The organism is Achromobacter sp. 413638 (assembly GCF_043119405.1).
Lineage (GTDB): Bacteria > Pseudomonadota > Gammaproteobacteria > Burkholderiales > Burkholderiaceae_B > Achromobacter.
Genome location: NZ_JBICCO010000029.1, coordinates 50,304 through 73,448, shown reverse-complemented (window position 1 = coordinate 73,448; position 23,145 = coordinate 50,304). Strand labels below are relative to the sequence as shown.

Here is a 23,145-nt window from a genome sequence, read left to right as displayed (position 1 = left end):
TGTGGCCAAGAAGAAGGACGGCACCGAGGACATCAAGCTGCTGCCGGCCTGCAACCTGCCGCTGACAGGCGTGGGCGTGGTCAACCTGATCATCACCGACCTGGGCGTGATGGAAGTCACCGAGGGCGGCCTGAAGCTGCTGGAAGTGGCGCCGGGCGTGACGGTCCAAGAGATCCAGTCCAAGACGCTGGCCAAGCTGGATGTGTCGGCGGTGAAGTAGGCGCCGTCTCGCGCAAGCAGAGGAAAGCCCCGCGAGGGGCTTTTTTCTTGCCTGTGCGAGCGGCGCGCGCGGGCGGCTCAGCGCGCGGCGAACGCGTCGATCCCGGTGAGCCCGGCGGACAGCGCCCAAAGCCGCGCGGCTGCGTCGGGATCGACCGCGTGCGGGCGCACGCCGGCGAAGGAGGGAGCTTCGCCCAGGTCCAGCGCGGCGACGTCGCAATCCTCGCAGTACAGGCCGCCCATGCCTTCCAGCTGCGGCGAGGCGGCTGCCCAGGTCTGGGTGGCCGCGCCCTGCTGCACGGTCTTGAAGCTGGGGTCGGCTGGCTGGCCGCTGGCGTCCAGCCAGCCCGCGGCCGTCATTTCTGCCCGCGTCAGGTGGCGTTGCAGCGGCGTGAAGATCTTGCCGGGATGCAGCGAAAAGGCGCGCACGCCATGCTCTCGTCCCAGCTTGTCCAGATGCAGGGCAAACAGGGCGTTCGCGGTTTTCGACTGCCCGTAGGCCAGCCATTTGTCGTAGCCCCGCGTGAACTGCACATCGTCCCAGCGCATGCCGGATTGATGGTGTCCGGCGGACGAGACGGCGACCACGCGCGCGCCGCTGCGGAGCGCCGGCCAGAGCAGGTTGGCCAGCGCGTAATGGCCCAGGTGGTTGGTGGCGAACTGGGCTTCCCAACCCGGCCCGACGCGGGTCTCGGGGCAGGCCATGATGCCCGCGCTGCAGATCAGCATGTCGACATGCTGTCCGCCGGCCAGGAAGCGCCGGGCGAAATCGCGCACGCTGTCCAGCCTGGCGAGATCCAGCGGTTCGACCTGGACCCCGGCGATGTCGCGAGTCTGCGCGCGGGCGGCCTCGGCGTCGCGCGCCGCGACGATGACGCGCGCGCCGGCCTGGGCCAGCGCGCGGGTGGTTTCCAGTCCCAGGCCGGAGTGGCCGCCGGTGACGATGGCGGTGGCGTGGGACAGGTCCAGGCCGGCGAGCACCGCCTGCGCGGTGGTGGCGGCGCCGAAACCGGAGCCGATCGGAAACTGCGGATGGGGCATGGCAAATCCTTGTAAGCCTCGGGATGTCCGGATGGAATCCATGCACTGCATTCTGCGCACTGGACTTGAGACTGTGAATGCAGCAAAGTCCGCTACTCTGTCGAGATCGTCCGAGGCCGCGCCATGGATCCGTTGTCCGAAGTCCTAGCCCTGTTGAATACCCAAAGTTCCTTCTTCGCCGGCCTGAAGGCGGGCGGCGATTGGGCCATCGACTTTCCCGCGCCCGATGGCATCAAGTTCAACGCGGTCGTCGAGGGCGCCTGCTGGCTGAGCGTCGAGGGCGTGGCGCAGGCGATCCGGCTGGAACGCGGCGATTGCTTCCTGCTGTCGCGCAGGCGGACGTTTTCATTGCGCAGCGATCCCGGCCTGCCGGCCGTTCCGGCGGATCAGGTGTATCGCCATGCCGTCCAGGGCATCGCCCGCTGTGGCACGGCCGATGGGTTCTTCCTGATCGGCGGGCGCTTCGCGTTCGGCGAGGCCGCCGGCTTGCTGGTCGACGGACTGCCGCCCGTCGCCGTGGTCAAGAGCGGATCGGAGCAGGCGGCGGTGCTGAGCTGGGCCTTACGGCGCCTGGCCCACGAGCTGGCGCACGCCTCGCCGGGCGGCGCCATCGTGATCCAGCACCTGGGCCACATCATGCTGGTGGAAATGCTGCGGCTCTATCTGGAGCGGGGCGGCGATGGCGCGCCGAGCTGGCTGCTGGCGGTTTCGGATCCTCGCATCGGCGCGGCGATCCAGGCGATCCACGCCGATCCCGCGCGCGTCTGGACCGTCGAGGCGCTGGCCGAGGTCGCGGGCGTATCGCGCTCCACGCTGGCCTTGCATTTCAAGCGCAAGGCGGGCATCGCGCCGCTGGAATACGTGCTGCGCTGGCGCATGCAACTGGCGGCGCGCGCGCTGACAGGCAGCCAGGCGACGATTTCCTCGGTCGCGCAGAAGCTGGGCTATGACTCCGACAGCGCGTTCAGCCATGCCTTCAAGCGTGTCATGGGCAGCGCGCCGAGCGTGTACCGGCGGCCGCCGGTTCCGCCGGACGGGCAGCAGGGCCGGTAGAGCCGGCGGCTTTCGTGTCCGCGCGCCCCGCCGCGCTCAGGCCGGCTCATCCAGCAGCATCCCGATGTGCGGGATGTTGTCTTCCATGTATTCCTCGGTCACGGCCTTGAAGCCGTGCGCGCCGTAGTAGCGCTGCAGGTGCGCCTGCGCGCTCAGGTAGATGGGCTGGCCGGGCCAGACGCGGCGAATTTCCTCCTTGGCGCGGCGCACCAGCTCATGGCCCAGGCCCGCGCCGCGCGCCGAGGGCGCGGTGACGACCCGGCCGATCACGGCCCGGCCTTCGTTGCGGGCCGGTTCCAGCAGCCGGCAGTAGGCGACCAGCGCGCCATTGTCCCAGGCCATCAGGTGCTGCGTCTGGCCTTGCAGGTCCTGGCCGTCCATGTCCAGGTAGGGGCAGTTCTGCTCCATGACGAACACCACCGAGCGCAACGTCAGCAGCGCGTAGAGTTCGGCGGTGGTCAGGTCGGCGTGGGGCTTGCAGGTCCAGGCGGGCATGGGGGAATTCCAGGGTGGGGAGCGGCGGCGAATGCCGTCCGGGGTTCGGGCGTGGCCGCCGCGAGGGGAGCCGCGTAAGCGTACCGCAGACCGCCCCCGATTTTCGGCGGCTTGTTACAAGTAATCACGGGTATACCCCTAGTATGAAAATCTATTTTCTTATCTAAAATTTATCTGTAAACGAATTTACATAATTTTCTGCCACGTTTTCCGCGCCATTCCGCTCGCTTCCCCATGAACAAAGCCGTCCTCACGATCGCTGATCGGATCGCCCGGGCCCAGCCCGCGCTGAGCCGTACCCAGCACAAGATGGCCGAGTACGTGCTGGCGCACCAGTTCCGCGTCGCCACCATGACGATCGACGAGTTCGCCGCGGCGGTGGGCGTGTCGGTGGCGACAGCCAACCGTTTCGCGCGGGCGCTGGAACTGCCGGGCTACCCGCAGTTCCGCGCCGAGCTGGCGCGCGGTTTCGAGGCCGCGCTGGAACCCGTGGAAAAGCTGCGCACCGAGCTGGCGCATTCGGCCAGCGCCGTGCAGATCTTCGCCGCCACCCTGGAAGAAGACATCCGCAACGCCCAGCGCAACCTGCAAGGATTGGACGCCGAGGCCTGCGAGCAGGCCGTCGACATCATCCTGGGCGCCGATCGCGTCTTCATCATCGGTTTCGGCGCCAGCGGCTTCCTGGCCGGCATGCTGCAACGCGGCCTGTGCATGCACCTGCACTCGGTCGAGTCGCTCGCCGGCCCCGGCGGCGTGTCCCACGCCGCCCGCCAGATGTCGCGCATGACCAGCAAGGATCTGGTCATCGCCATCGCCTTCCCGCGCTACCTGGCCGACACGGTCACGCTGGCCAATGCGGCCAAGCAGGCCGGCGTGCCGGTGCTGGTGCTGACCGACAAGCCCACGTCGCCGCTGGCGCCCGCCGCGTCCGTGGTGCTGTACGCGGTGTCGACGCGCCAGCTGATACCCAATTCCGAGACCGCGGCGCTGGGGCTGATCGAAGCCCTGTCGGCCGCCGTGGCCTATCGCGCCAAGAATTCCGTCGCGGCCGCGGCCGGGGTGACCCAGTCCGTGATGCCGTGGCTCATACATGGAGTAGGTAAACGATGATTCAACCCGTGATCGCCATTCACGGCGGCGCCGGCGCGATGTCCCGCGCGGCCATGTCCCCGGAGAAAGAACAGGAGTACCTGGGCGCGCTGAAGTCCATCGTGCAAGCCGGCCAGGCCGTGCTGGCCGCCGGCGGCAGCGCCCTGGACGCGGTCACCGAGGCCGTGCGCCTGCTGGAGGACTGCCCGCTGTTCAACGCTGGCCACGGTTCGGTCTTCACCAGCGCCGCGACGCACGAGCTGGACGCCGCCATCATGGACGGCGCCACGCTGCGCTCGGGCGCCATCGCCAACGTGCACCGCGTGCGCAACCCGATCTTCGCGGCGCGCAAGGTCATGGAGAACAGCAAGCACGTGTTCTTCGTGGGCGAGGGCGCCGAGGACTTCGCCCGCCAGGAAGGGCTGGAGCTGGTTGACCCGTCCTATTTCTCGACCGAAGCCCGCCGCGAGCAGCTGCTGCGCGTGCAGCGCGAGACGCCCGAGGCCGCCGTGCTGGACCATGACGGCCAGGCCATGGTGGCGCGCGGCCAGCCCGCGCCGGCCGACCCGCTGGACGCCGACAAGAAGTTCGGCACGGTGGGCGCGGTGGCGGTCGATGCCCAGGGCAACCTGGCCGCGGCCACGTCCACCGGCGGCATCACCAACAAGCAGATCGGCCGCGTCGGCGACGCTCCGCTGATCGGCGCCGGCACCTATGCCAGCAACAAGACCTGCGCTGTGTCGGCGACGGGCACCGGCGAGATGTTCATCCGCATGGTTGCCGCCTATGACGTGGCGGCGCAGATGGAATACGCCGGCGCCAGCCTGGCGCAGGCCGCCGACAGCGTCGTGATGGACAAACTGCCGACGATCGAAGGCAAGGGCGGCCTGGTGGCCGTGGACGCGCAGGGCAATGTGGCCCTGCCGTTCAACACCGAAGGCATGTACCGCGGTTATGGCCGGGTGGGCGAAGCGCCCGTCGTGGCCATTTATCGCTAAGGCGCGCGGCGTCCCCCTGGGGACGGCAGGCTCGCGCAGGGCTTTTTACACCGCCGTCCGGCCAAGCCGGGCGGCGGAATTTTCGAGTTTTGGGGATTGAAGAAAGATGGTTGATCGCGCTAACAGCCTGGCGATGCCGGATAACCGCGTGGTCCAGGTCGACGACCTGACGGTGCGCTTCGTCGGCTCGGAGCGCACGGTCGAAGCCGTGCGCAACCTGTCCTTCCACGTGGACCGGGGCGAGACCCTGGCCATCGTGGGCGAGTCCGGTTCCGGCAAGTCGGTGACCTCGCTGGCGCTGATGCGCCTGGTCGAGCACGGCGGCGGCTGCATCGCCCAGGGCAACATGGCGCTGCGCCGGCGCAACGGCACGGTGGTCGATCTGGTCAATTCCAGCCAGCGCGTCATGCGCAATGTGCGCGGCGCGGACATGGCCATGATCTTCCAGGAACCCATGACCTCGCTGAACCCGGTGTTCACCGCCGGGGACCAGATCGCCGAATCGATCCGCCAGCACCAGGGCAAGGATGCTGCCGCCGCGCGCGCCGAGGCGCTGCGCATGCTGGAACAGGTGCGCATTCCCGAGGCCAAGTCGGTGCTGGATCGCTTCCCGCATCAGCTGTCCGGCGGCATGCGCCAGCGCGTCATGATCGCCATGGCGCTGGCCTGCAAGCCGGCGCTGCTGATCGCCGACGAGCCGACCACCGCGCTGGACGTGACCATTCAGGCCCAGATCCTGCAACTGATTCGCCAGCTGCAGGAAGAAATGCACATGGGCGTGGTGTTCATCACCCACGACATGGGTGTGGTGGCCGAAGTGGCCGACCGCGTGCTGGTCATGTATCGCGGCGACAAGGTCGAGGAAGGCCCGTCCGAACGCGTGTTCGCCGATCCCCGTCACGCCTACACCCGCGCGCTGCTGTCCGCGGTGCCCAAGCTGGGCGCCATGCAGGGCACCGACCTGCCGGCCCGCTTTCCGCTGCTGCAGGTGGACGGCAAGGCCCAGCCCGTGGCCGAGCCCGCCGCCGCGAGCACCCAGGAAGTGCCGGCCGCGCGCAGGGAACCGATCCTCAGCGTGCGCGACCTGGTCACGCGCTTCGATCTGCGCGGCGGCATCATGAGCCGCGTGCAGCGCCGCGTGCATGCCGTCGAGAAGGTCAGCTTCGACCTGTACCCCGGCGAGACGCTGTCGCTGGTGGGCGAGTCGGGCTGCGGCAAATCCACCACCGGCCGTTCGCTGCTGCGCCTGGTCGAAAGCCAGGGCGGCGAGATCCGCTTCGGCGGCCGCGACATCGTGCGCCTGAAGAACAGCGAGCTGCAATCGCTGCGCCGCGACATCCAGTTCGTGTTCCAGGATCCCTTCGCCTCGCTCGATCCGCGCGTCACGGTCGGCTTCTCGATCATGGAGCCGCTGCTGGTGCACGGCGTGTCCAAGGGCAAGGAGGCCGAACGCCGTGTCGCCGAACTGCTCGAGCGCGTCGGCCTGCCGCCAGAGGTGGCGCAGCGCTATCCGCACGAATTTTCCGGCGGCCAGCGCCAGCGCGTCTGCATCGCGCGCGCCCTGGCCCTGAATCCCAAGGTCGTGATCGCCGACGAATCGGTGTCGGCGCTGGACGTGTCGATCCAGGCGCAGATCGTGAACCTGCTGATCGACCTGCAGCGCGACATGGGCATCGCCTTCCTGTTCATCTCGCACGACATGGCCGTGGTCGAGCGCGTCAGCCACCGCGTGGCGGTGATGTACCTGGGCCAGATCGTCGAGATCGGCCCGCGCCGCGAGATTTTCGAGAACCCGCAGCACCCGTACACCAAGAAGCTGATGTCGGCCGTGCCGATCGCCGATCCGGCGCGCCGCCACATGAAGCGCACCTTGTTGTCCGATGAAATTCCCAGCCCGATCCGCAAGCTCGGCGACGAGCCGGTGGTGCAGCCGCTGGTGCAGGTAGGCAAGGACCACTTCGTCGCCCGCCACCCCGTTGGCGGCGCGTACTGAGCGGCCGCGCCGTGCAGTTGTGCCATATCTGAAGTTTCTTCCAACAAACCCCATAGCTTCCTCACGGAACCAGGAGTTGCAATGATGAAAGTTTTGCGCCCCACCAAGCTGATGGCCGCCGCCGCGGTGGCTTTCGGCATGCTCAGTTCGCCGCTGGCGCACGCTTCCAAGGACGTGACGTTTGCCGTCGCCATCGCCCTGGAAACGCTCGATCCGTACAACACCAACAGCACCCTGAACCAGGCGGCCGGCAAGGCCTACTACGAAGGCCTGTTCGAGTTCGACAAGGACCTGAAGGTCCAGAAGGTGCTGGCCACCGACTACACCGTCAGCGAAGACGGCCTGGTCTACACGTTCAAGCTGCGCGAAGGCGTCAAGTTCCATGACGGCACCGACTTCAACGCCGAAGCCGTCAAGATCAACTTCGACCGCCCGGCCAACCCGGACAACCGCCTGTCGCGCTACATCCAGTTCAGCGTCATCGAGAAGACCGAAGTGGTGGATCCGCTGACGATCAAGATCACGCTGAAGAAGCCGTTCTCGGCCTTCATCAACGCGCTGGCCCACCCGGCCGCCATGATGATCTCGCCGGCCGCGCTGGCCAAGTACGGCAAGGAAATCGGCTTCCACCCGGTGGGCACCGGCCCGTTCGAATTCGTCGAATGGAAGCCGGCCGAATACCTGAAGGTCAAGAAGTTCGACGGTTACTGGAAGAAGGGCTACCCGAAGGTCGACACGCTGACCTTCCGCACCGTCACCGACAACAACACGCGCGCCGCCGTGGTCCAGACCGGCGAGGCTCAGTTCGCCTTCCCGGTGCCGTTCGAGCAGGCCGCCGTGCTGAAGAAGAACGACAAGCTGGACGTGATCGATCACCAGAACTCGATCATGACCCGCTACCTGTCGATGAACGTGCAGCAAAAGCCGTTCGACAACCCCAAGGTGCGCGAAGCCATCAACTACGCCATCAACAAGGAAGCGCTGGCCAAGGTCGCGTTCTCGGGCTACGCCTCCGTGGTCGAAGGCGTGGTGCCGCAGGGCGTGGACTACGCCTACAAGACCGGCGCCTGGCCGCATGACATCAAGAAGGCCAAGGCCCTGCTGGCCGAAGCCGGCTACCCCAACGGCTTCGAAAGCACGCTGTGGTCGGCCTACAACGACGGCACGTCGGTCAAGGCGGTCCAGTTCCTGCAGCAGCAGCTGGCCCAGGTCGGCATCAAGGTGTCGGTGGAAGTGCTGGAATCCGGCCAGCGCGTGCAGCGCGTGCAGCAGGTGCAGAAGCCCGAGGAAGCCAAGGTCCGCATGTACTACGCCGGCTGGTCCTCGTCGACCGGCGAGGCCGACTGGGGCCTGCGTCCGCTGCTGACCACGCCGGCTTTCCCGCCCGTGCTCAACAACGTGTCGTACTACTCGAACAAGGCGGTTGACGACGGCGTGCAGCAAGCGCTGGCCACGACCGATCGCGCCAAGAAGACCGAGATCTACAAGAACGTTCAGGAAACCATCTGGAAGGACGCCCCGTGGGCCTTCCTGGTGACCCAGAACAACCTGTACGTCCGTTCGAAGAACCTGTCGGGCGTGTACGTGGAACCGGACACCTCGTTCTGGTTCGGCGACATCGAACTGAAGCAGTAAACCTTGCAGTAACCCCCGGGGCCGTAAGGCCCCACAGTTAGGCCGCATGCGGCGGGAACATGACGTTCCCGCCGCTGTCGCAGGAATTTCAATGCTGACCTACATCGTCAAACGTCTTTTGGGCATGATCCCCACGCTGCTGCTGGTGGCCGTGGTCGTGTTCCTGTTTGTGCACATGCTTCCGGGCGACCCGGCGCGACTGGCCGCGGGCCAGGAGGCCGACCAGCAGACCGTCGAACTCGTGCGTAAGGAACTCGGGCTGGATCTGCCCCTGCCGCAGCAGTTCGTGCGCTACTTCAGCCACATGCTGCAAGGCGACCTGGGTACCTCGCTGCGTACCAAGCGCCCCGTCTCGACCGAAATCGCCGACCGCTTCATGCCCACGCTGTGGCTGACGATCGCCAGCATGGTCTGGTCCGTCGCCTTCGGCATGATCATCGGCATCGTCTCGGCCGTCTGGCGCAACCGCTGGCCCGACCGCCTCGGCATGACGCTGGCGGTGTCCGGCATCTCGTTCCCCGCCTTCGCGCTGGGCATGATGCTGATGCAGATCTTCTCCGTGAACCTGGGCTGGCTGCCGACCGTCGGCGCCTCGACCTGGCAACACTACATCCTGCCGTCCATCACGCTGGGCGCGGCGGTGGCCGCCGTGATGGCGCGCTTCACCCGCGCGTCCTTCGTGGAAGTGGTGCAGGAAGACTTCGTGCGAACCGCCCGCGCCAAGGGCCTGACCGAGCGCCGCGTGATCATCAAGCACGCGCTGCGCAACGCGCTGATTCCGGTGGTCACGATGATGGGCCTGCAGTTCGGCTTCCTGCTGGGCGGCTCCATCGTGGTCGAGACCGTGTTCAACTGGCCCGGCCTGGGCCGGCTGCTGGTCGACGCCGTCACCCAGCGCGACTATCCGGTGATCCAGGGCCTGGTGCTGCTGTTCTCGCTGGAATTCATCCTGATCAACCTGATTGTCGACGTGCTCTACGGCGTCATCAATCCCAGCATCCGTTACAAGTGAGGCGGCCATGAGCAATACGACACCCGCCACTACCATCGCCGCCGCTTCCCAGAACGACGTGCGCACGCCCGCCACCGAGTTCTGGCGCAAATTCAAGAAGCAGAAGCTGGCCGTCGGCGCCGGCATCTTCGTCCTGCTGCTGGTCGTGGTGGCGATCTTCGCCCCCTGGATCGTGCCGTTCGACGCCGAGAACTTCTTCGACTACGACGCGCTCAACGCCGGCCCCTCGCTGACCCACTGGCTGGGCGTGGACTCGCTGGGCCGCGACATCTTCAGCCGCATCGTGATGGGCGCCCGCATCTCGCTGGCCGCCGGCTTCCTGTCCGTCTTCATGGGCGCCATCGTCGGCACCTTCATGGGCCTGATGGCGGGCTACTACGAAGGCTGGTGGGAACGCATCACCATGCGCGTCTCGGACGTGCTGCTGGCCTTCCCCGGCATGCTGCTGGCCATCGGCGTGGTCGCCATCCTGGGCTCCAGCATGGTCAACGTGATCGTGGCCGTGGCCGTGTTCAGCGTGCCGGCCTTCGCCCGCCTGGTGCGCGGCAACACGCTGTCGATCAAGCAGATGACCTACGTCGAAGCGGTCAAGAGCGTGGGCGCGTCCGACTGGACCATCATCATGCGCCACATCCTGCCCGGCACGATCTCGCCGATCGTGGTGTACGGCACGATGCGTATCGGCACCTCGATCATCACCGCGGCCAGCCTGTCGTTCCTGGGCATGGGCGCCTCGCCTCCCACGCCCGAGTGGGGCGCGATGCTGAACGAGGCCCGCGCCGACATGGTGATCGCGCCGCACGTGGCCATCTTCCCGGCGCTGGCGATCTTCCTGACCGTGCTGGCGTTCAACCTGCTGGGCGACGGCCTGCGCGACGCGCTCGATCCCAAGATCGACCGCAAGTAATCCCACGCCGCCGTCCCGTCCGCGCGCGCGCCTACCGGCGCGCGCATCCGGCGAGGGACGGCGGCGTTTCGCATTCTGGAGCGATACATGGCTGAGCTGGACACCCAAGCGCCGGACATTCCCCGCATCGGCGATTTGCCGGCGGGCCCCCTGGATTCCATCTGCGACGTCGGCGACGTCACCGTGGGCCACGTCACGCTGGCCGATGGCGCATCGCAGACCGGCGTGACCGTGGTGCGCACGCACGCCGGCGACCCGTTCCTGGACAAGACGCCCGCCGCCGCCACCGTGCTCAACGGCTTCGGCAAGAGCACGGGGCTGGTGCAGGTGCAGGAGCTGGGCGTGCTGGAAACGCCCATCGCGCTGACCAACACCTTCGGCGTGGGCACCGTGGCCAACGCGCAGATCCGCGCCGCCGTGGCAGCCAATCCCGCCATTGGCCGCGAGCTGTCCACGGTCAATCCGCTGGTGTTCGAGTGCAACGACGGCTACCTGAATGACATCCAGGCCATGGCGGTGCAGGAAGCGCACTACGCCCAGGCGCTGGCCGCGGCCGGCAAGCGGATGGCGCAGGGCGCGGTCGGCGCCGGGCGCGGCATGTCCTGCTTTTCGTTCAAGGGCGGCATCGGCTCGGCCTCGCGCCTGGCCGAGGTCCAGCCCGGCCAACGCTACACCGTGGGCGCGCTGGTGCTGGCCAACTTCGGCCGCCTGCCCAACCTGACCGTGGCCGGCCGTCCGTTCGGCCGCCGGCTGTCGCAACAGCTCGACGCCAGCCTGGCGCAGGCCGGCGAGAACGCCGTGATCACGCCGGAGAAGGGCTCGATCATACTGCTGCTGGCCACCGACGCGCCGCTGGACGCGCGCCAGCTGCGCCGCCTGTCGCTGCGCGCCGGCGCCGGCCTGGCCCGCACCGGCTCGGTGTTCGGCCATGGCAGCGGCGACATCGCGCTGGCCTTTTCCACCGCCTACACCGTGCCGCAGCTGGCCGACCGGCCGATGCCGGCGATCGCCATGCTGCACGAAACCCGCATCGACCCGCTGTTCGAGGCGGCGGCGCAGGCCTGCGAGCAGGCCATCATTGCCGCGCTCTGGCGCGCTGACAGCGTGACCGGCCGCGATGGCCATCGCCGCGCCAGCATCCGCGAAGCCGCGCCGCAATGGCAACAATGGCTCGCTGATTCCGCATTCTGAACATCCCTAGGACTGACTCCATGAAGATCCTGATCTCCACCGATATCGAAGGCGTCGCCGGCGTCTTCCATTCCGAGCAAGTGCGCGCCGGCAACGGCGAATACGAGCGCGCCCGCGCCTGGATGACCGCCGAGGCCAACGCCGCCGTGCAGGGCGCCATCGCCGGCGGCGCCGAGGACATTCTGGTCAACGATTCGCACGGCGGTTTCCGCAATCTGCTGCCCGACGGCCTGGATGAGCGCGCCCGCCTGGTGCTGGGCAAGCCGCGCTACCTGGGCATGATGGGCGGGCTGGAAGAGGGCTGCGACGCGGTCTTCATGATCGGCTACCACTCGCGTTCGCAGGGGCGTGGCATCCTGGCCCACACCATCAACAGCTTCGCCTTCGCCCGCGTGTTCATCAACGGCATGGAGCTGGGCGAGGCCGGCCTGTATGGCGCGCTGGCCGGCGAGATGGGCGTGCCCGTGATCCTGGCGACCGGCGACGACGTCTTCATCAGCGAAACCTCGGACCTGTTCCCCGGCGCGCAATGGGTGCAGACCAAGGTGGCGCACGGGCAGGGCAGCGGCGTCACGCTGTCGCCGGCGGCCTCGCGCCGCGCCATCGCGGCCGCCGCCGAGACGGCCGTGCGCAACCTGAAAAAGGCGGTTCCTTTCCGCATCCCCGCGCCTATAGAATGCCGGTTGCAGACGCAGAGCCCGGCGCTGGCCGACCTGTTCTGCATGTGGCCCACGCTGGAGCGCGTGGACGGCGTGACCCTGACGTTCACCACGGACAGCATGCAGTCGGCCGTCCGCACGCTGAACAGCCTGGCCGCCATGTCTTTCATGTTGCGTTGAGGATCCCTTTCCCATGTCCAGTACCGATGCCCGTATCGCCCTGCTGCGGCAGGCCATGAGCCGCCGCGGCCTGTCCGCCTACATCGTGCCGTCCTCGGACCCGCACCTGTCCGAATACCTGCCGGCGCGCTGGCAGGGGCGGCGCTGGCTGTCGGGCTTCACGGGCTCGGTGGGCACGCTGGTGGTCACGGCCGATTTCGCCGGCCTGTGGGTCGACAGCCGCTACTGGGTGCAGGCCGAGGCGCAGCTGGCCGGCACCGGCGTGCAGCTGATGAAGATCGCGCTGGCCACCACGCCCGGCCATGTGGATTGGCTGGCCGCCAACACGCGGGCGGGTCAGCGCATCGGCGTGGACGGACAGGTGCTGGGCCTGGCGGCCTTCCGCGCCTTGTCGGCCGCCGCCGCCGCGTCGGGCGCCTCGCTGGAGATCGGCGCCGACCTGCTGGACGACATCTGGGAAGGCCGCGCCGGCCTGCCGGACGCGCGCATCTACGAACACGTCGCGCCACAGGCCTGCGTCAGTCGCGCCGACAAGCTGGCGCAGGTGCGCGAGGCCATGCGCAAGCATGGCGCCGACGCGCACTTCATCAGCACGCTCGACGACATCGCCTGGCTCTTCAACCTGCGCGGCGCCGACGTGGACTACAACCCGGTGTTCGTCGGCCATGCGCTGGTCGGTCTGGACTACGCCACGCTGTTCGTGGCCGAAGGCAAGGTGGACGAGACCTTGCGCGCCGTCCTGGCCGCGGACGGCGTGGACGTCGCTGGCTATGCCCAGGCCGCCGAGGCGCTGGGCTCGCTGGAGCTGGACCAGACCCTGCTGATCGACCCGGCCCGCGTCACCTGCGGCGTGTTCCACGCCATGAATCCGGACGTGCCGCGCGTCGAGGCGATCAATCCGTCCACGCTGCTGAAGTCGCGCAAGACCGAGGCCGAACTGGCCAATGTGCGCCAGGCCATGGAACAGGACGGCGCGGCGCTGTGCGAGTTCTTCGCCTGGTTCGAAGGCGCGCTGGGCAAGGAACGCATCACCGAGCTGACCATCGACGAACAGATCACCGCGGCCCGCGCGCGCCGGCCCGGCTATGCCTGTCCCAGCTTCGCCACCATCGCCGGTTTCAACGCCAACGGCGCCATGCCGCATTACCGCGCCACCGCCGAATCGCACGCCGTGATCGAAGGCGATGGCCTGCTGCTGATCGACTCGGGCGGCCAGTATCTGGGCGGCACCACCGACATCACCCGCGTGGTCGCGGTGGGCGCGCCCAGCGCCGACCAGAAGGTCGACTTCACGCTGGTGCTCAAGGGCATGATCGCACTGTCGCGCGCGTCCTTCCCGCGCGGCACCCCGTCGCCGATGCTGGACGCCATCGCGCGCGCGCCGATCTGGGAAGGCGGCGCCGAGTACGGCCACGGCACGGGTCACGGCGTGGGCTATTTCCTGAACGTGCACGAAGGCCCGCAGGTGATTTCGTACCGCGCGGCTCCCGGCCCGCACACGGCGATGGAGCCGGGCATGATCACCTCCAACGAACCGGGCATCTACCGTCCGGGCCGCTGGGGCGTGCGCATCGAGAACCTGGTGGCCAACCGCAGCTGGCTGACCTCGGAACTGGGCGAGTTCCTGTGCTTCGAGACGCTGACGCTGTGCCCGATCGATACGCGCTGCATCGAGCCTTCGCTGTTGCGCGACGACGAGCGCGCCTGGCTCAACGACTATCACAAGACGGTGTTCGAGCGCCTGTCGCCGCTGGTCGAGGGCGATGCCCTGGCGTGGCTGACGCTGCGCTGTAAAGCAGTGTGACCCACCCCCGAAGCGCCTGCGGCGCTTCCCCCTCAAGGGGGCGCCGCCACGGACCGGCAAAGCCGGCTCCGTGCGGCCCCGCTTGGAGCGGCACTGCCATATTGCGATCTATCTATTTCGTTGGGTAAACGGAATTGAATTGGCGATGCCGGCAGTCTCATTCGAGACAGCCGGCGCGCGGTGATGTCGCGGTCCTATTCGTTGATCTCGATTTTCGACTGCTCGATGATGGTCTGGTAGCGCTTCATCTCGGCGTTGATGAAGCGGCTGAAATCGGCGGAGTTCTTGACCGCGGGTTCAAAGCCCAGCCCGCCGAGCTGTTCCACCACCTTGGGCGTGGCCATGATCTTGGCCGACGCCGCTTCCAGCTTCTTGACCACCGGCGCCGGCAGCTTGGCCGGGCCCCACAGGCCGTACCAGGAATAGAACTCGAAGTTCTTCTGGCCCTGCTCGCGCATGCTGGGCACGTCGGCCAGCAGCGGGCTGCGCTCGGCGCCCGTCACCGCCACGGCGCGCAGCTTGTCGGCGCGCACCATGGGCAGCGAGGACAGCATCGGGTCGAACAGCGCGTGCACCTGGCCGCCGATCAGGTCCGACAGCGCCGGGCCGCCGCCGCGATACAGCACGATCGGGATCTGGCTCAGGCCGTTCTCGTGCAGGAAGGAGGCCGCCGCCAGATGGCCGGCCGAGCCGAAGCCGGTGGTGGCGAACGAGTATTTCTGCGGATCGGCCTTCAGCGTCTTGACCAGCTCCTGCACGTTGTTGGCCGGCACCTTGGGGTTGATGCTGAAGATCAGCGCGCCTTGCGCCAGTTCGCTGATGGGCGTGAAATCCTTGACTGCGTCGAACTTGATGGTCTTCTTGTACAGCAGCGGATTGATCGCATGAATGGACGCGTTCAGGTACAGCGTGTAGCCATCGGGTGCCGCGCGCGCGACGTAGGCCGCGCCGATCATGCCGGAAGCGCCGGCGCGGTTTTCCACCACCACGGACTGGCCCAGCTCCTTGGCGAGCTGCTCGGCGTAGATGCGCGCCACGCCGTCGACCGAGCCGCCGGGTGGATGCGGCACCACCAGCGTGATCGGGCGCTGCGGATAAGCCTCCTGCGCGGAGGCGGCGGCGGGCGCCAGGGTGGCGGCCAGCGCCAGGGCGGGAACCAGGGATTTGAGCAGCGCCAGCGGCGCGCGGTGGGAAGCGGAACGGGACATGGCAGGATTTCTCGGGCAAAGGGGGGCGCGGCGGGCGCGTGCGGGCATGCGGCGCCGCGCGGGGCGGGCGCCCGGTACGCGGCGGCATGCCGGATTCGGATTCGAGCCGGCGGCCTCGCCGCCGCCGGCCGGGTTCAGGCGGCCGTGATCAGGCCGCCTTCAGCTGGGCCGAGCTGAAACCGTACTTGGCGTCCAGCCCCAGCTCGCGCACGATGCGCAGGCCCTTGGCCAGCGCCTCGCCTTCCAGGCCGCGCAGCGGGCGGCGCAGGTCGCCCACGGGCAGGCCCACGGCCTTCATCAGCGATTTGATCGCGACCGGGTTGATGGCCGAATACGAGTAATGCAGCATCGGCAGCAGGCCCAGATAGCCTTCGCGGAAGCTCACCGACACGTCTGGCGTGACCCAGGGGCGCGAGATGGAGGCCATCTCGGCCGGCGCGATGTTGCCGGTCATGTTGGCGGTGCCGTGGCCGCCCAGGCTCATGGTGGGGACCACCAGGCCCAGGTTGGGCGAATCGCAGCACATCACCGACACATCGGGACGGCCGCGCAGCACCTGCGCCACCTGCCCGACGCGGGTGGTGGATTCCTTGTGCACCACGTAGTTCGGGTGCTTGAAGATGCGCAGCAGCTGGTCCCAGTGCAGGTCGCTCTTGACCCGGGGCGGGTTGTTGTAGATGCCCAGCGGCAGGTCGGTGGCGTCGGCCACTTCGAGGAAGTAGGCCTCGGTATCGGCTTCCGACGCGCAGATGTAGGCCGGGGCGGCCAGGATGGCGCCGTCGGCGCCGTTCTCACGCGCGAACTTCAGGTATTCGATGGTGGTGTCGGTGTTGTTGCCGGTGCAGCCGTAGAACAGCTGCATCTTGCCGGTCTTCATCTTGGCGGTCTCGACGATGACCTGGCGGCGCTCTTCGGGCGACAGCAGCGAGACCTCGCCGGTGGAACCCATGATCAGCACGGCGGCGGTGCCGTGGTCTTCCTGGAACTTCAACAGGCTGCGAAATGCGCTGAAATCGACGCTGCCGTCACGGTTGAACGGCGTGACGATGGCGACGAAGGACCCCTGGATCTTGTTTTTGCTCATGACCTACTCCAACAGATTGGACTGCCTTGTGAGTCAGGTGTCGCGTGGTCGGTGCTGACGCCTGACCATTCCCCTTGCTGCTTTCGCAGTATAGAAAGACCGGTCCCGAAAAATTTTCTATTTTCCACAGTTCAGAGACGGTCTAAAGACAATTATTTTCTAAGTTGATGCTGCTAAGTTATGAGAATTTCCCCAACAATACGGCTTTTGTTGCAGCCGCCGGGAGGATTCCATGGCCGACACGATCTCCCGTTTTCCCACCCTGTCGCACTGGGGCGCCTATACGGCGGTGGTGCAGGGCGGCCGGCTCGCGGGCTGCGAGCCCTTCGCCCATGACCAGGCCCCGTCCCCGCTTATTCATGCCATGCCCGATCTGGTCCATTCGCCGCTGCGGGTGGCGCGGCCCAGCGTGCGCGCCAGCTGGCTCAGGCATCGCGGCGCGCCCGAGCTGCGCGGCGTCGAGGGTTACGTCGAGGTCGAATGGGACATGGCGCTGCGGCTGGTGCACGAGGAATTGCAGCGCGTGCGCGCCGAGCATGGCCCGGCCGCGATCTTCGGCGGCTCCTATGGCTGGTCCTCGGCCGGCCGGTTGCACCATGCCCGCACGCTGACGCACCGATTCCTCTACGCCGGCGGCGGCTGCGTGGACCAGGCCGGCAATTACAGCTGGGGCGCGGCCCAGTTCCTGCTGCCGCACATCATCGGCACCTACGCGCCGGTGACGGGCCGCGTCACCGACTGGAACAGCGTGGTGGGCAATACGCGGCTGCTGATCGCCTTTGGCGGCATCGCGCTGCGCAACACGCAGATCACGTCCGGCGGCGCCGGCGACCATCCCACGCCCGGCTGGCTGGCGCGGGCGCGCGCGGCCGGCATGCGGACGGTGATCGTGAGCCCGTCGCGCGGCGATGCGCCCGAGGCGCTGGATGCCGAATGGGTGCCCATCCGACCCAATACCGACGCGGCCCTGATGCTGGGCATGGCGTACACGCTGTTGTCCGAGGGCCTGCACGACGCGGATTTCGTGGCGCGCTGCTGCAACGGCTTCGAGACCTACGCCGACTATGTGCTGGGCCGCGCCGGCGGCCAGGCCCGCACGCCGGAATGGGCGGAAGGCGTCTGCGGCGTGCCGGCGGCCACCATCCGCCGGCTGGCGCGCGAGGCGGCCGGCTGCCGCACGCTGCTGACCTGCGCCTGGTCGCTGCAGCGCAGCCATCGCGGCGAGCAGCCGTACTGGGGCAGCGTGGCGCTGGCCGCGCTGCTGGGCCAGATCGGCCTGCCCGGCGGCGGCTTCGCCTTCGGGCACGGCTCGATGAACGGAGCCGGCAATCCCCGGCCCGACCTGCCAGCGCCGGAAATGCGCGCGGGCCGCAACCCGGCAGGCGTCTCGATTCCCGTGGCGCGCATGGCCGACATGCTGCTGCATCCCGGCCAGCCCTATGAATTCAACGGCCGCGGCGGTGTCTATCCGGACATCCGGCTGGTGTACTGGGCCGGCGGCAACCCCTTCCATCACCACCAGGACCTGAACCGGCTGGCGCGGGCCTGGACGCGGCCCGAGACCATCATCGTGCACGAGCCCTGGTGGACGCCGACCGCGCGCCGCGCCGACATCGTGCTGCCGGCCACCACCACGCTGGAGCGCAACGACGTGGGCGGCTCGTCGCGCGACCGTTACATCCTGGCGATGCGCCAGGCGCTGGCGCCCGTCGGCCACAGCCGCAACGACTTCGACATCTATCGCGAGCTGGCGGCGATGGCTGGCTTCGAGCAGGTCTATACCGAAGGCCGTGACGAGATGGCCTGGATCCGCCATATCTACGAACAGATGCGGCCGGCCTGGGAGGCGCAGCAGCTGACGCTGCCGGATTTCGACGCCTTCTGGGAGCGCGGCCACGTGGCGTTGCCCGAGCCGCCGCGCGACTTCGTGCTGTTCGAGCAGTTCCGCGCCGACCCCCAGGCGCATCCGCTCAAGACCGCCTCGGGCAGGCTGGAGCTGCACAGCGAGGCGCTGGCCGGCTTCGGCTACGCCGATTGCCCGCCGCATCCGGCCTGGCTGCCGCCGGCGGAATGGCTGGGCGCCGAGGCCGCCCGCGAGTGGCCCCTGCACCTGGTGACCTGCCAGCCGGCGGGCCGGCTGCATTCGCAGCTGGACCAGTCGAACGCCGCGCGCGAGGCCGAGATCGCCGGCCGCGAGCCGGTCCGCATGCATCCGGCCGACGCGGCCGCGCGCGGCATCGGCCAGGGGGACGTGGTGCGCCTGTACAACGAACGCGGCGCCTGCCTGGGCGGCGCCGACCTGGACGAGGGCGTGGCGCGCGGCGTGGTGGTCATGGCCACGGGCGCCTGGTTCGACCCGCGCGACGCGGCGCTGGAGCGCCACGGCAATCCGAACGTGCTGACCCGGGACGAGGGCACCTCAAGGCTGGCGCAGGGCTGCAGCGCGCTGTCGGCCCTGGTTCAGGCGGAAAAATGGGCCGGCGGGCCGGAGCCGGTGCGGGTGTTCGAGCCGCCGGCGCTGGCGCGACTGGCGGGCTGAACCCGGCGCGCGGCCGCCCGGCCTGGCGGGCGAAGGGGGGCGGATCGGCCCGCAAGCCGCGTCCCGCCTGGACGCTGCCAAATGTTACGCCTGGCGGCTAAGGGGAAACCCAAACTCGCCGCGCCGCCCGGCTATAATCCAAATTTCCCGCACGCGCCCGCTCGTCCCGGGCGCTCATTACGATGACCAAATACGTATTTGTCACCGGCGGAGTGGTGTCTTCCCTGGGCAAGGGCATCGCCGCCGCGTCGCTTGCAGCCATCCTCGAGTCGCGTGGCCTGCAGGTCACCATGCTCAAGCTCGACCCCTACATCAACGTCGATCCGGGCACCATGAGCCCGTTCCAGCACGGCGAAGTGTTCGTCACCGAAGACGGCGCCGAGACCGACCTGGACCTGGGGCACTACGAGCGCTTCGTTTCCGCCCGCATGCACAAGGTGAACAACTTCACCACCGGGCAGATCTACGAATCGGTGCTGCGCAAGGAGCGTCGTGGCGACTACCTGGGCAAGACCGTCCAGGTGATTCCGCACATCACCAATGAAATCCAGGACTTCATCGCCCGTGGCGCCGATGCCGCCTGGAATGGCAACACCGATGTGGCCATCGTCGAGATCGGCGGCACCGTGGGCGACATCGAGTCGCTGCCGTTCCTGGAAGCCGCCCGCCAGATGAGCCTGCGCATGGGCCGCAACAACGCCGCCTTCGTGCACCTGACGCTGGTGCCGTTCATCGCGTCCGCCGGCGAACTCAAGACCAAGCCGACCCAGCACTCGGTGCAGAAGCTGCGCGAAATCGGCATCTACCCGAATGCGCTGCTGTGCCGCGCCGACCGCCCGATTCCGGACGACGAGCGCGCCAAGATCTCGATGTTCTCGAACGTGCCGCTGGATGCGGTGATCTCCGTCTGGGACGCCGATTCCATCTACAAGATCCCCGCCATGCTGCACAAGCAGGGCGTGGACAACATCGTCTGCGAAGCGCTGGGCCTGAACCCGCCGCCGGCCGACCTGTCCATGTGGGACAACCTGGTCGAGGCGCTGGAGCATCCGCAGCACCAGCTCACCATCGGCATGGTCGGCAAGTACGTCGACCTGACCGAGTCGTACAAGTCGCTGACCGAAGCGCTGGTTCACGCCGGCATCCACACGCGCTCGAAGATCAACATCGAGTACATCGACTCGGAAGACATCGAGACCCGCGGCACCGACCAGCTCAAGCACCTGGACGCCATCCTGGTGCCGGGCGGCTTCGGCAAGCGCGGCACCGAGGGCAAGATCGCCGCCATCCGCTACGCCCGCGAGAACGGCGTGCCCTACCTGGGCATCTGCCTGGGCATGCAGCTGGCCGTGATCGAGTTCGCTCGCCACGTGGCCGGCCTGGGCGGCGCCAACAGCACCGAGTTCGATCCGTCCGCGCCGCATCCCGTGGTGGCCCTGATCACCGAGTGGATGGACCGCGAAGGCAAGGTCGAGAAGCGCGACAACTCGTCCGACCTGGGCGGCACGATGCGCAAGGGCGCGCAGCGCGTGCCCATCAAGCCGGGCACCCGCGCCCAGAGCATCTACGGCGACGAGGTCAACGAGCGCCATCGTCACCGCTACGAGGTGAACAACGTCTACGTGCCGCGCCTGGAAGAGGCCGGCATGGTGATCAGCGCGCGCACCCCGAGCGAGAACCTGCCGGAAATCATGGAACTGCCCGACCACCCCTGGTTCGTCGGCGTGCAGTTCCACCCGGAGTTCACGTCCACGCCGCGCGACGGCCACCCGCTGTTCTCCAGCTATATCCGCGCCGCCATCGAGCACAAGGCTCGCCGCGGCGGGCAGGACGCCTGATGCGGTTCCGCGGCCCGGCCTCGCGCTTGCGCACGGCCAGGGCCGCGGTCGACTTCGCTGGCGTCCTTCACCCACGCAACCGCTCACAAGGAGCCCCATGAGTGCCTATCTGATCGCCGATGTCTCAGTGACCAAGCCTGCGCAATACGAGGATTACAAGCGTCTGTCCACGCTCGCGATGCGGGCCTACGACGCCAAGATCCTGGTGCGCGGCGGCGACTCCAAGGTGCTCGAGGGGCGTGAGCCCGGCCGCACGGTCGTCATGGAGTTCCCCTCCATGGGCGCCGCGCAGGCCTTCTACGACTCCTGGCAGTACCGCCGGGCCCGCAATGCCCGCGAAGGCGCGGCCGTCATGAATATGTTTATCGTTCAGGGAATGTAAAGTCATGAGTGCAATCGTCGACATCATCGGCCGCGAAATCCTCGATTCGCGCGGCAACCCCACCGTGGAATGCGATGTGCTGCTGGAATCCGGCGCCATGGGCCGCGCGGCCGTGCCGTCGGGCGCGTCCACCGGCGCCCGCGAGGCCATCGAGCTGCGCGACGGCGACAAGAGCCGCTACCTGGGCAAGGGCGTGCTGCGCGCCGTCGAGAACCTCAACACCGAGATCTCCGAAGCGCTGATGGGCCTGGACGCGCAGGAGCAGACCTTCGTCGATCGCACCCTGATCGAGCTGGACGGCACCGAGTCCAAGGAACGCCTGGGCGCCAACGCCTTGCTGGCCGCCTCGATGGCCGTGGCCCGCGCCGCCGCCGACGAGTCCGGCCTGTCGCTGTACCGCTACTTCGGCGGCAGCGGCCCCATGAGCATGCCCGTGCCGATGATGAACGTCATCAACGGCGGCGCGCACGCCAACAACACGCTGGACCTGCAGGAACTGATGATCCTGCCGGTGGGCGCGGGCAGCTTCCGTGAAGCCCTGCGCTGGGGCGCCGAAGTCTTCCACATGCTCAAGAAGCTGATCCACGGCCAGGGCATGTCCACCGCCGTGGGCGACGAGGGCGGTTTCGCCCCCAACGTGGCCAGCCACGAAGCCGCGATCCAGCTGATCCTGAAGGCCATCACCGAAGCCGGCTACGAGCCGGGCACACAGATCGCCCTGGGCCTGGACTGCGCCAGCTCCGAGTTCTACCGCGACGGCAAGTACACGCTGGCCGGCGAAGGCGGCATCTCGCTGTCCTCGCAGGAATTCACCAACCTGCTGGCGACCTGGTGCGACAAGTACCCGATCATCTCGATCGAGGACGGCATGGCCGAAAACGACTGGGACGGCTGGAAGCTCCTGACCGACCAGCTCGGCAAGAAGGTGCAGCTGGTGGGCGACGACCTGTTCGTCACCAACACCAAGATCCTGCGCGAAGGCATCCAGAAGGGCGTGGCCAACTCGATCCTCATCAAGATCAACCAGATCGGCACGCTGACCGAGACCTTCGCCGCCATCGAAATGGCCAAGCGCGCCGGCTACACCGCCGTCGTGTCGCACCGTTCGGGCGAAACCGAGGACTCGACCATCGCCGACATCGCGGTGGCCACCAACGCCATGCAGATCAAGACCGGTTCGCTGTCGCGTTCCGACCGCATGGCCAAGTACAACCAGCTGCTGCGCATCGAGGAAGAGCTGGCTGAAGTGGCCTCCTACCCTGGCCTGGAAGCTTTCTACAACCTGCGCTAAGGTAGGCGCGGCGGCCTGGCGCAACGCCCGGCCGCCGCCGTATGACACGACTGCTGAGGGTTCCCGCGTATGCGCCTGCTGTTCCTGGTGCTGTTCGTGCTGCTAGGCCTGATCCAATACCCGTTGTGGATGGGTAAGGGCGGCTGGTTCAAGGTCTGGGATCTGCAACGCCAGGTGGCGGCGCAGAAAGAGACTAACGAAGGCCTGCGCGCGCGCAATGCGGCGCTGGAAGCCGAAGTGCGCGACCTGGATGGGGGCACCGGCGCTGTCGAGGAACGTGCGCGCGGCGAGCTGGGCATGATGCGGGAGGGCGAGGTCTTCGTGCATATCCTGCCGCAGAACGCCACGCCGCCGGCGGGCGGCGCATCGCTGGCCACCGAGGCGGTCGCCAAACCCGCCGCCACGCCGGCCCGCGCCGGTTCGGGCGCGCCAGCCAGGCCGGCTGCCGGCGCGGCAGCGTCGCAGGGCAGGCCCGCCGCCAGCCAATCCGGTTCGGGCGCGCGTCACTGATCGCTCTCGCACCATCG

At 68.0% G+C, this 23,145-nt stretch carries 19 protein-coding genes and 1 pseudogene; 16 read left to right on the top strand and 4 right to left on the bottom strand.

Features of this window, described 5'->3' with window-relative positions:
* Positions 1 to 220: pseudogene (locus tag ACEU5R_RS14160) on the top strand (succinyl-CoA--3-ketoacid-CoA transferase); the annotation flags it as partial.
* A gap of 77 nt (positions 221 to 297) precedes the next feature.
* Here the strand turns inward: ACEU5R_RS14160 and ACEU5R_RS14155 are convergent.
* Positions 298 to 1,260, bottom strand: a complete 963-nt coding sequence (locus ACEU5R_RS14155) for an SDR family NAD(P)-dependent oxidoreductase (protein ID WP_392410599.1) — start codon at positions 1,258 to 1,260, stop codon at positions 298 to 300.
* Positions 1,261 to 1,383: 123 nt separating this feature from the next.
* On the opposite strand from ACEU5R_RS14155, the gene ACEU5R_RS14150 reads away from it, so the two are divergent.
* A complete protein-coding gene (locus ACEU5R_RS14150) occupies positions 1,384 to 2,313 on the top strand; it encodes an AraC family transcriptional regulator (protein ID WP_392410598.1) in 930 nt (309 codons plus the stop codon).
* Positions 2,314 to 2,349: 36 nt separating this feature from the next.
* Here ACEU5R_RS14150 and ACEU5R_RS14145 read toward each other — a convergent pair whose 3' ends face one another.
* Positions 2,350 to 2,808, bottom strand: coding sequence for a GNAT family N-acetyltransferase (locus ACEU5R_RS14145; RefSeq protein ID WP_103273177.1), 459 nt, complete (start codon positions 2,806 to 2,808; stop codon positions 2,350 to 2,352).
* Positions 2,809 to 3,042: 234 nt separating this feature from the next.
* Here ACEU5R_RS14145 and ACEU5R_RS14140 point away from each other — a divergent pair, with 234 nt between their 5' ends.
* The 9 genes from ACEU5R_RS14140 to ACEU5R_RS14100 all read left to right on the top strand — a co-directional run bounded on the left by ACEU5R_RS14140 (position 3,043) and on the right by ACEU5R_RS14100 (position 14,276).
* Positions 3,043 to 3,918: a MurR/RpiR family transcriptional regulator gene (locus tag ACEU5R_RS14140; RefSeq protein WP_103273178.1), complete on the top strand. Its 876-nt coding sequence runs from the start codon at positions 3,043 to 3,045 to the stop codon at positions 3,916 to 3,918.
* A complete protein-coding gene (locus ACEU5R_RS14135) occupies positions 3,915 to 4,895 on the top strand; it encodes an isoaspartyl peptidase/L-asparaginase family protein (protein WP_392410597.1) in 981 nt (326 codons plus the stop codon). Before ACEU5R_RS14140 ends, ACEU5R_RS14135 begins: the two co-directional genes overlap by 4 nt.
* 106 nt (positions 4,896 to 5,001) lie before the next feature.
* Positions 5,002 to 6,888: a dipeptide ABC transporter ATP-binding protein gene (locus ACEU5R_RS14130; protein ID WP_392410596.1), complete on the top strand. Its 1,887-nt coding sequence runs from the start codon at positions 5,002 to 5,004 to the stop codon at positions 6,886 to 6,888.
* An 81-nt stretch (positions 6,889 to 6,969) separates the two neighbouring features.
* Positions 6,970 to 8,523, top strand: a complete 1,554-nt coding sequence (gene gsiB, locus ACEU5R_RS14125; RefSeq protein WP_103273181.1) for a glutathione ABC transporter substrate-binding protein GsiB — start codon at positions 6,970 to 6,972, stop codon at positions 8,521 to 8,523.
* 91 nt (positions 8,524 to 8,614) lie between these two features.
* Complete coding sequence (gsiC, locus tag ACEU5R_RS14120; RefSeq protein WP_103273182.1) at positions 8,615 to 9,535, top strand: glutathione ABC transporter permease GsiC; 921 nt, start codon at positions 8,615 to 8,617, stop codon at positions 9,533 to 9,535.
* Positions 9,536 to 9,542: 7 nt separating this feature from the next.
* Entirely contained in the window at positions 9,543 to 10,442 is a 900-nt protein-coding gene (gene gsiD, locus ACEU5R_RS14115; RefSeq protein ID WP_103273183.1) for a glutathione ABC transporter permease GsiD, read from the top strand.
* Between the two features lie 87 nt (positions 10,443 to 10,529).
* Positions 10,530 to 11,633 carry a P1 family peptidase gene (locus ACEU5R_RS14110; RefSeq protein WP_103273184.1) on the top strand — a complete coding sequence of 368 codons (1,104 nt, stop codon included), beginning with the start codon at positions 10,530 to 10,532 and terminating at the stop codon, positions 11,631 to 11,633.
* A 20-nt stretch (positions 11,634 to 11,653) separates the two neighbouring features.
* Positions 11,654 to 12,472 (top strand): M55 family metallopeptidase, encoded by an 819-nt coding sequence (locus ACEU5R_RS14105; RefSeq protein ID WP_103273185.1) that lies wholly within the window; start codon positions 11,654 to 11,656, stop codon positions 12,470 to 12,472.
* Between the two features lie 13 nt (positions 12,473 to 12,485).
* A complete protein-coding gene (locus tag ACEU5R_RS14100) occupies positions 12,486 to 14,276 on the top strand; it encodes an aminopeptidase P family protein (RefSeq protein ID WP_392410595.1) in 1,791 nt (596 codons plus the stop codon).
* A 194-nt stretch (positions 14,277 to 14,470) separates the two neighbouring features.
* On the opposite strand, the gene ACEU5R_RS14095 is transcribed toward ACEU5R_RS14100, so the two are convergent.
* Positions 14,471 to 15,484, bottom strand: coding sequence for a tripartite tricarboxylate transporter substrate binding protein (locus ACEU5R_RS14095; protein ID WP_103273187.1), 1,014 nt, complete (start codon positions 15,482 to 15,484; stop codon positions 14,471 to 14,473).
* 148 nt (positions 15,485 to 15,632) lie between these two features.
* Complete coding sequence (locus tag ACEU5R_RS14090; protein ID WP_392410594.1) at positions 15,633 to 16,568, bottom strand: 4-hydroxy-tetrahydrodipicolinate synthase family protein; 936 nt, start codon at positions 16,566 to 16,568, stop codon at positions 15,633 to 15,635.
* A 232-nt stretch (positions 16,569 to 16,800) separates the two neighbouring features.
* On the opposite strand from ACEU5R_RS14090, the gene ACEU5R_RS14085 reads away from it, so the two are divergent.
* From ACEU5R_RS14085 to ftsB, 5 genes are all read left to right on the top strand, one after another.
* Positions 16,801 to 19,107 (top strand): molybdopterin-dependent oxidoreductase, encoded by a 2,307-nt coding sequence (locus tag ACEU5R_RS14085; protein ID WP_392410593.1) that lies wholly within the window; start codon positions 16,801 to 16,803, stop codon positions 19,105 to 19,107.
* A gap of 182 nt (positions 19,108 to 19,289) precedes the next feature.
* The gene (locus ACEU5R_RS14080; RefSeq protein WP_392410592.1) at positions 19,290 to 20,945 is read left to right on the top strand and encodes a CTP synthase; all 1,656 of its coding nucleotides are present in this window, start codon (positions 19,290 to 19,292) and stop codon (positions 20,943 to 20,945) included.
* Positions 20,946 to 21,042: 97 nt separating this feature from the next.
* On the top strand, positions 21,043 to 21,327 hold the full coding sequence (locus ACEU5R_RS14075; protein WP_212320373.1) for a DUF1330 domain-containing protein: 285 nt from the start codon (positions 21,043 to 21,045) through the stop codon (positions 21,325 to 21,327).
* A 4-nt stretch (positions 21,328 to 21,331) separates the two neighbouring features.
* The gene (gene eno, locus ACEU5R_RS14070) at positions 21,332 to 22,618 is read left to right on the top strand and encodes a phosphopyruvate hydratase (protein WP_006393534.1); all 1,287 of its coding nucleotides are present in this window, start codon (positions 21,332 to 21,334) and stop codon (positions 22,616 to 22,618) included.
* 69 nt (positions 22,619 to 22,687) lie between these two features.
* Complete coding sequence (gene ftsB / locus ACEU5R_RS14065) at positions 22,688 to 23,128, top strand: cell division protein FtsB (RefSeq protein WP_103273193.1); 441 nt, start codon at positions 22,688 to 22,690, stop codon at positions 23,126 to 23,128.
* Positions 23,129 to 23,145: the final 17 nt, after the last annotated feature.